The organism is Nostoc cf. edaphicum LEGE 07299 (assembly GCF_015207245.1).
GTDB lineage: Bacteria > Cyanobacteriota > Cyanobacteriia > Cyanobacteriales > Nostocaceae > Nostoc > Nostoc edaphicum_B.
On sequence record NZ_JADEXF010000083.1, the window covers coordinates 1 to 8,801 of the forward strand.

6 protein-coding genes are annotated in these 8,801 nt (G+C 40.8%); 4 read left to right on the forward strand and 2 right to left on the reverse strand.

Going from position 1 to position 8,801, the window contains the following annotated elements; translation table 11 throughout:
• Window positions 1-324 precede the first annotated feature (324 nt).
• Complete coding sequence (locus IQ229_RS04125) at window positions 325-1,047, forward strand: hypothetical protein (protein WP_194041524.1); 723 nt, start codon at window positions 325-327, stop codon at window positions 1,045-1,047.
• A 26-nt stretch (window positions 1,048-1,073) separates the two neighbouring features.
• Here the strand turns inward: IQ229_RS04125 and IQ229_RS04130 are convergent, their stop codons facing one another.
• The gene (locus IQ229_RS04130) at window positions 1,074-2,207 is read right to left on the reverse strand and encodes a quinone-dependent dihydroorotate dehydrogenase (protein ID WP_194041526.1); all 1,134 of its coding nucleotides are present in this window, start codon (window positions 2,205-2,207) and stop codon (window positions 1,074-1,076) included.
• 109 nt (window positions 2,208-2,316) lie between these two features.
• On the opposite strand from IQ229_RS04130, the gene IQ229_RS04135 reads away from it, so the two are divergent.
• The 3 genes from IQ229_RS04135 (at window position 2,317) to IQ229_RS04145 (ending at window position 7,480) form a co-directional block, all read left to right on the forward strand.
• Window positions 2,317-2,742 carry a GNAT family N-acetyltransferase gene (locus tag IQ229_RS04135; RefSeq protein ID WP_194041528.1) on the forward strand — a complete coding sequence of 142 codons (426 nt, stop codon included), beginning with the start codon at window positions 2,317-2,319 and terminating at the stop codon, window positions 2,740-2,742.
• A gap of 200 nt (window positions 2,743-2,942) precedes the next feature.
• Window positions 2,943-5,867, forward strand: a complete 2,925-nt coding sequence (locus IQ229_RS04140; protein WP_194041529.1) for a GAF domain-containing protein — start codon at window positions 2,943-2,945, stop codon at window positions 5,865-5,867.
• A gap of 764 nt (window positions 5,868-6,631) precedes the next feature.
• The gene (locus tag IQ229_RS04145; protein WP_194041531.1) at window positions 6,632-7,480 is read left to right on the forward strand and encodes a PEP-CTERM sorting domain-containing protein; all 849 of its coding nucleotides are present in this window, start codon (window positions 6,632-6,634) and stop codon (window positions 7,478-7,480) included.
• 983 nt (window positions 7,481-8,463) lie between these two features.
• Here the strand turns inward: IQ229_RS04145 and IQ229_RS04150 are convergent.
• Window positions 8,464-8,801, reverse strand: a 338-nt coding sequence (locus IQ229_RS04150) for a hypothetical protein (RefSeq protein WP_194041533.1), incomplete at its 5' end; no start/stop codon positions are given.

The window sequence follows — 8,801 nt, forward strand, 5'->3', positions numbered from 1 at the left end:
TGTAGTATGTGTATTATCTGTTGTCAAGGGTCTGGCAAGCTAATTTAGAATTATTGCTTTGGAAAGAAAAGCTGAGATGTATTACGATCACCATACATCTTAACCCGCTTATTTTCTCTGGTAAAAACTTTTGCGCGTAGTTTACCGCCGTAGGCATCGCAGACCAATCTTATATGAGCAAAAGGGTAATAAGCCTATAACACTTACTGAATAAAGCTTTTGCCGAAATTTTTGCCGCAACTTTGCCAAACGATACAAAAAAGTGTCTCAATTTTTGCCAATATAATAATATTATTTCCCAAAATTCACTTGGCAAAAATCGGCATGAGTGAGAAACCCATAGAAGGTAACGGTAAGGCTTTTCTCGTTCTACTTTTGCCCATCTCGTTTTTGATTATTTTCCTAGTTGCCACTTGGAGAATTTTACTGGCGGTAATTGTGCTGGTAATTGCCTTCAAGCTTTGGCAGGAATATCAATGGCAACAGTGGACTGTGCGAGTTAACCCAATTTTTCATCAGTTGGTTCGTGAAAATCAAGGCAGACTGACGCCAATGGACTTGGCAATCAGGGGCAATTTTCCTGGAACAACGGCAAAACGCTACTTGGATGCTAAAGCCTCGGAATTTGGTGCCAGTATAGTCAACTCTGAAGATGCAGGGCAGTCTTATTACTTTATAACTGCCAGCATTCTCGGCAATATTCTTGATAGTAGTGAGCCTGTTAAAGAACTTCCGGCTCAACCAGTTACTAAAACAGCGCGATCGCTATTAGCACCACCGCCAATCCCACAAGAGGAACCAGAAACCGAATCACCACCACAGACAACTCATGAGGAAGCTAAACGATCGCTGGAAAAACAGTTAATTTTTGGCTCTCTGATTCAATCTGAACTTGCTAAACGGCTAAATGTCTATTCCAGCACAGTTTATAAACGGCGAAACGATCCAGAGTTTCCTGAATGGAGTCGCAGCAAAGACCCTGATGGTATTGCCTGGTCATTCTCAGAAAAAACTAAGGAGTTTTTCCCAGTGGAGGAAGAAGGGTAAAACAATTCGTAATTCGTAATTCGTAATTAGAATTTTGGAATTTTTGTTTGTAAACCCACAGCTTCGTTGATGGAATTTAAGCCGCTTTGTTCTAGCTTGGAAAGCAAACCTGCTAGAATCTGGCGTACCATCATTGGCCCTTCGTAAATCCAGCCTGTATAAACCTGAATCAAGCTAGCACCAGCAGTAATTTTTTCCCAAGCATCTTCTGAGGAAAAAATACCACCAACCCCAATAATTGGGATTTGTCCTTGAGTTTGCTGCCAAATAAAACGAATTACCTCAGTGGAGCGATCGCGCAATGGTTTACCACTAATTCCGCCAGTTTCTTCCTGGGGTGATTTGCCTGTTTGGTCAATCACTTGGGTTTTCAGTCCATCACGGCTGATGGTGGTATTAGTGGCGATAATTCCTGCCAGTTGGTAGGTTTTAGCAAGAGTTATAATGTCAGCGATCGCTTCCCATGATAAATCTGGGGCTATCTTGACAAAAATTGGTTTTTGTGTAGTATTTTCTTGTTGTAATAAATCTAAGATGGCACTGAGCATAGAAGCATCTTGGAGCGATCGTAACCCTGGTGTATTGGGAGAAGAGACATTAACAACAAAATAGTCTCCCAAATCCTTGAGTAAACGAAAACTATCGAGATAATCCTGTGCGGCTGCTTCTAGGGGAGTTATCTTAGATTTACCCAAATTTATCCCTATGGGTATCGAGCCGATTAACTCATGCTTTCTTTGTTTCAAACGTGCCGCCATTACTGCTGCACCACTGTTATTAAAGCCCATCCGATTGAGAGCAGCTTTATCCAACGGTAGGCGAAACAAACGAGGATGGGGATTTCCGGGCTGTGCGTGAAAAGTTACAGTTCCTAGTTCTGCAAAGCCAAAACCCAGGTTAGACCAAATGCCCGCAGCGACTCCATCCTTGTCGAAGCCAGCCGCTAACCCTACCGGATTTGGAAAGTTTAGCCCAAACAAATTTTGTTCTAAACGTGAATCGTACAGGCATAAAGACTTCTTTAAGCGTTGGTTTACCCAACTAGAAGGCGTTTGCGATAGCCAATTAAAACTGCGAATCGTCTGCTGATGTAACCACTCCGGCTCTGTTTTTACCACATTGAACAAAAGCGGACTAATTGCAAATTTATAAATATCCATTAGCTTTTATAAAGAATAACTCAGAAATCAGAAGTCAAAATTCACTCTGAAATTATGTACGAGTGGGCAATGAGTATTGGTCAAAACCTTACCCAGAAGCAAAATCAGGATGATTACAGTTCAGGTAAAACAGGAAGTAACTCAGCAGGATCGGATGACAGTCATCCAAATGATTCGCCAGTTCAATCAAAATTTTTTTCCGTTGTCAGAGTGGCAACCTCTAGCAGTTTTTGCACGAGATGAATCAGGCTTGATTGTTGGTGGCATTATGGGCGAAATCGGTTGCGATTGGCTTTATATCAGAGTCTTAGTTGTTCAAGAAGGCTTACGCCGCAAAGGGATTGGCAGCAATATCCTTAAAATTGCTGAAAAAGAAGGTCAAAAGCAAAACTGTGTAGGGGTTCATCTTGAGACATTAGACTTTCAAGCTAAGGAATTTTATGAATCTCAAGGCTACACTGTATTTGGTTTTCAAGAGAATTACCCACTTGGGCATAAAAGATACTTCATGCAAAAGTTATTTTATTTGAGTTAAACATTCAGGAGGCAGCGATTTTAAGTTGTATAGTTCAAATCGCTAGAAACACGCAAAGATGCGGAATGCAATTTGAATGACTATTAGCTTAATTTCTTATTAACCTGTCTAGGTTCAATATTAAACACTTGTGGCAATATTACTCAGGGTGCTTTTTTGGGCATCTTATATATTACAAGTTATGTTAACCAATAAATCAGATGGGGCAGCCACAAAAACCTATAGCCGCCGAACAGCAGATCCTCTCTTTGGGGCGCGTCCTCCAGAGCCTCAGAGAAGAAGATGATGTTGACGTTCTGATTGAAACTACTATTTCTTATCTTAAAGAAGAGTTTGACTACAAACTGATTTGGATTGCTCTTTACGATCGCCTGAATCACATATTATTCGGCAAAGGAGGCATCACACCCGATCGTGACATGAGCTTTTTACGCCAAAGGGTTGTTCTCAGTCCAGGGGATTTATTAGAGCAAGCAGTAATTGAACAGCATCCTTTGGGCGTAGCTGATTTGCAAACTGAAATCCGTGCCGCCGAATGGCGAAAAGTTGCCGAAAAATTCCACATCCAAGGAACGATTATTTTACCAATTCGCTACAAAGACCGTTGCTTGGGCTTGGTATTACTGGGTTCAGAACGCTGGGGCTACTTACTGACAGGAGAAACAAAAGCACGTTTGATGATGGTTTTAGGTGAACTGGGGGCAGTGCTTTATCAAAATGAGATGCATAAGCACCAAAAGCAAACCAGGCGAACTGACGAGCCATTATTAGAATTGCTAGAAAATTTACGCACCCTCAGTAACCTGAATCAAAGACTTGAAGCAGCTGTGCAAGCAACTCATAAGTTTGTCTCCCCCAACCGGACAAATGTTTACTGGTTTGAGCGAGAAGGGCGCTACTTTTGGTGTCGAATGAGCAATCAGCTGGTCAAAATGGATCGCAATTCTAGCAGCCAGCAAGCAGCGGGAATGACTGTACAAGACTTGAGCGATTTTTATTATGCTTTGGCAGTTAACCAAATAGTCTCCATTGGTGATGCCCGCAGTTCTTTAAAAAGCCATTTTACGGCTAAATTGCTGGAACGGCTAAAGGTGCGATCGCTTCTGGCAGCTCCGATTATCTGGCAAAAGAACTTAGTCGGTTTTCTGGCGGTGGAAAGCAATGAACCTCGCATCTGGACAGACACAGACAAAAATTTTGTCCAAGGTGTTGCTGGTTTAATCTCTCTAGTTACACCTACCGAAAGCATGGAAAGCACTATCAAACAGATTCAAGAGGATGCTCAACTGACTAGCCAAGTTGCTCAAGGTATCTATAGCGAACATGACCTTCAGACAACTTTACATACTTGTGCTAAAAGAGTTTTAGCTCGATTAGGTGCTACCCGCTTTTTGTTGTTGCAGTATGACCCCGAACAGAAGAATTATCAATTTATTTACCAAAGTCAGCCCCAAAATCGTCGCCCGTTGACATTTACCCTTGATACTCTCAAAGAATTAGATGGGCAGCTTTTGCAAGGTTCAACTCAAGCGGTGGAAATTGAGAACTTAGATGAAGATTTACGCTTTTTTAACTGGCGTCCCTCGTTGTTAGAAAATAATGTGCGATCGCTACTTGTTTGTAAATGCACTCACGAGCATATACCAGCAGCACTTTTGGTGATTACTCATGAAAGCCATCGTTCTTGGACAACTCTAGAAAAAGAATTACTGTGGGCCGTCAGTCAACAGATTGGTGTAATTGTTCGTCAGTGGCAATTACATAACCGCACTACCCAGCAGCAAAAAACTTCTCAGGCATTTGAGCAATGCTTACGCATCCTGACACAATCCCAAAACAGCATTGAGGTCGAAAAAAAGCATTTAGAATCTACAGCACTCGAACAAATAGCCTCAATTTTGGGCTGTCCCCTCGCACTAATGCTATCTTGGGCACCTGGCGAGAGTTGGGCAGAAATTATCCCTGGAGTGATTGACAATAGCCTATTTGGGATTTTTTCTGATGCATCTATTTCTATCCAGGCTGAAGCCTTAATTCAGTGGGCACTTGTTACGGAGAATTACCTGACTTTGAAGGTGGATAATTTACCCCCGGAAACTCGGAAATGGTTGAATATTCCAGACAAAGGTCAAATTTTGGTGATGGCATTACGTACAACTGCTGATTATGAAACCACTGGTGTAGTGCTGTTAGCAGACTATCAAGAGCGTCGCTGGTCAGAACAAAACCTCAGTGCAACAGCAACTCTGATTTCTCAATTAGCCTGGTGGCGTCGTGAAAAGCAAATCACCCGACTTTTAGAATCCACAACCGAAGAATTACGACAACTCAACTGGTACAAACATCGTCGTCTAGAGGAAATTCAAAGAATAACGGCCCATTCCCTTAAACAAATACACGATTTGGGCATTCCTGCCAATGAACTGACTCAGATGCGCTACCAGCTATTGCTGCGGCAGTTAGATCATACAGCCACCTCCATGAGTGGAATGCTAAAACTCGAACACTGGCAGCTACACATTAGTTGGGAAACTATGCCCATAGCCAGTTTACTGAAGCGATCGCTCGAACGGATCGAAAATTTACTTAAACAACAAAAGCTGTGGATTGGTGTACATGGTTTGGGACAACCAATTGACGAGCAAGAAGCACCCAAGAATTCTTCATTAGTTAGAGGCGTTCCTCCCTCCAGCGCTCAATCTGCAATGGCGATCGCTGGTGATATTGTCAAAATTGAATTAGTTATCCATGAATTATTGGTTACTGCCTGTAACCGTTCTCAAAGCGGTAGCAGAATTGATATTTGGTGTCGCCGTTTAGATGCGTCAAAACCCTTAGATATAAAATATTCTTCTTCTACAACTGGAGGGGCTGAACATCAGACATCGCTAGAATTATCGATCACATATAACGGTGCGATCGAACCACAGCTACTCACGGAACTACATGATAATACACCTAAAGATGTGCTTGTTCCTTCCAACCTCGACCAACCACCAGCTTTACATCTGGCGATCTGCCAAAACCTCATGCAAGAACTAGGAGGAGAGTTGAATTTCTATCAGTTACCAGATAATCGGGTAGTCAGTCGCTTGTTGTTGCCGTTAGCTATTCATGATTCTTAGTGCAGCTTTGCCTAAAATCGCGGCGAATTGAGTGTTGAAATTTAAACGCAGATGCGCTTCTCTACGAGACGCTACGCGAACGCACTCCCGTAGGGAAGTTTAATAAAGATGTGCTGTTGTTAATCACCTCATTTGTACGAGAATTACCATAACTCCTTGGTACAGTCTCATACCTATGGCGCTCTCAAGGCAATCGAACACTTTTGGGGATTGTTACCGTCTAAGGACTAAGGGCGATCTTTAGACTATGCACCTGAACCGAACCGTATTGATACCAATCCTGACTTCGATAATTGGTACAGGCGATCGTTGCTTGATTTTACAGTGAATTGCTTGCTCATCAAAGGATGCTCTGGCACTAACATCATTTATGTGAACTTATGTGAACTCCTCCCTACGGAATTTGTGAACTTCTCCCTACGGAATCCTTACGTAAATTCCAATTAAAAAATGCTTTTTTTTACTCAAGCTTTACAAGAAACTAGTGGATGTACGATTAGTATGAATATGTAACCAATTAACCGCATCTCCAGGCTTAATAACTAAATTACTTATACGGTTATTACTTGTATAAAGGTGCGAAAATGGTAATAAAAATTAGTCCTTAACTAGAAGATTTCTTCTACATAAGACAAATATGGCTTGGAAAGTTCCCAAGCTGCGCATCCTGCTTGCCTATACTTGGCTCTTACTCATTAGTAAGGCAGTAGATAAGCATGACAAATTTGCAATCTTAACATCATAAAAGAAAAACAAAAAATTGTATGAAAAAATACACCAAAGTTGTAAAGCGTTTTTTGGCATTGGCTACTCCAGCGATCGCTACTTCGATATTGGCAACCTTACCGAGCCAAGCTGCTACCTTTGCATCTTCTGAGTCAATATTCAACATCAACAACTTTAGTAGCAGCCCTTTAGATGTTAGGACTTTGACTGATAATGTGACCACAGCAATTAGCACAGGTGGTCAAGTAACTGCTGATTCTAACGCTGAGGCTAAGTTTAATATCGATGTAAACAACTCTGCCTCTAATTTGTCTTTCAGCCAAGCTCAAGGTCAGGGTGATGGCTATACAGGGTCGGCGGAAAGCTTCGCTGCGATTATCGGTTACGATTTTATAGTAGACAAAGAGTTTTCTTTTGATTTCAGTGGCTTATTCAGCCTTAAAACATCCATTGATGATGCAGTGACTGAACGTGCAAATGCTCGTGGAGAGTTCTTATATGAGTTATACGACAGCGATACTCGTGAGCTTTTAGACTCTTTCAAGATTTCTGGAAATTTATCAACTATAGGTAACAATGATGCTTTTGTATTTGAACCGAGTAGTAGCATAACTCTTGATTCATCTATTAAGAATTTTTTTGGCGGAACACAGGAATATGCTTTGGCTAACTTTCAAGGTAAATATTCCCGTACTTTCGATAAGTCAACTCGTTTATTATTAAAAGAATATAAAAGTAATCAGGTGAGCGTCTATACTGTCCCAGAACCTTCAACAATTCTAGGTTCCTTGTTTAGTTGTACTATGTTTGGTGCTGTCTCGATACGCAAGCGTAAAAGAGCTTCTTCGGCTGCGTTGTTGGTTAATAAGGATTTAAGGTCTGTTTAGTATGTTTGCACTAAGAGAAGTTCAGCTCATGGATAGCAAAAGCAAAGTACATTAATCCATCGTAAAAGCGAACTGGCTAAAAGAGACTGATAAGCCAGACCAAAATGGTAATGGTTATTCGAAGTTGCTATTATGCCCTGCTCTATACCAAAAGGTAGCAAACTTCTGTAAGATCAGCAAAACCGTTAGGAAACTGAGACAGAGGATATATCGAACTGCGCTCCGTCCCTACTGTATTCTTTCTACTTTTGGCTAATGTGGCTCTGCACGGTCTAGAAACCATAATATAGCGGTTCCCATTCAGATGCAGTACACAACTTTATATCACAAGGTGTAGGGGCATGGCTTGCCATGCCACTACGGGTGTAACTCACATAAACGAGAACCGCTATAAAAAGCGTCTTCCCTGAAGAAATAAAAATTAAGGGGAAATGGCATTTATGGAAACTTTAATTCATTAGCTATGCAAATGATTTTGTGATTTTGCACCCTGACATACAAGCATAAAAGAAATGCAAATAAATTAGGTATAAAAATGAATGGTTTTAAACCCAGAGTACCCCTTTTACAGTTGTCATAAAACCACAAGATAGAAGACCATGCTTGTTTTCCACTGGTAAGTCTTGCTATTGAGTTAAGTTCATTAGCAAAAGAAAAGTTAGCTGCAAATACAGCACAATCAATTTAAGAATTTATGCAAATCTTTTTTAGCTGTATTTTTAACATTCATATATAGCCAAATACAACTATTTTGAATGAATTTTTACAGTCAGAATTGCATTATCTCCTGCTGTTATCTGTGCTAACTTTTCATAAGCTTTGAACTCAGAAACAAGCATGGTCATTGAGCAACACCGAAGTGTCGCTTTTACCTACTGTCTTATACTACTATATGTGGTATAAGATAAAGGTATAGAACTATTCCTAACAAGCTTTTATGAGGTATGTCCATAAAAGCTTTCTACAAATTGGTTATGCCAGCTTTAGGAAACTCCTGCCGATGTATTTGCAGATACAATAACATTGTTGCCATCAGTAATAGCGCCAGCAATAGCGCCAGCAATACCACCTTCAACAGTACCTTCAAGAGTGCCTTTGCCTACTTTATAACTGCCCTTTTTAGCAGTAGAAACACTAAGTGCGTAACCATACGCAACTCCCCCTTGTACTTGACTAAGATCGGAAACTTCATCTTCACAAAAACTGAGATCGGAAATTCTTAATCGTTCCATAAAAAAGCTCTCTTTGAAAAACAAATGTATTGCTGAAAGTTTTTGAGAACTTTCAGCAATTTTTCTATCTAAAATGCACTGTAGTACAC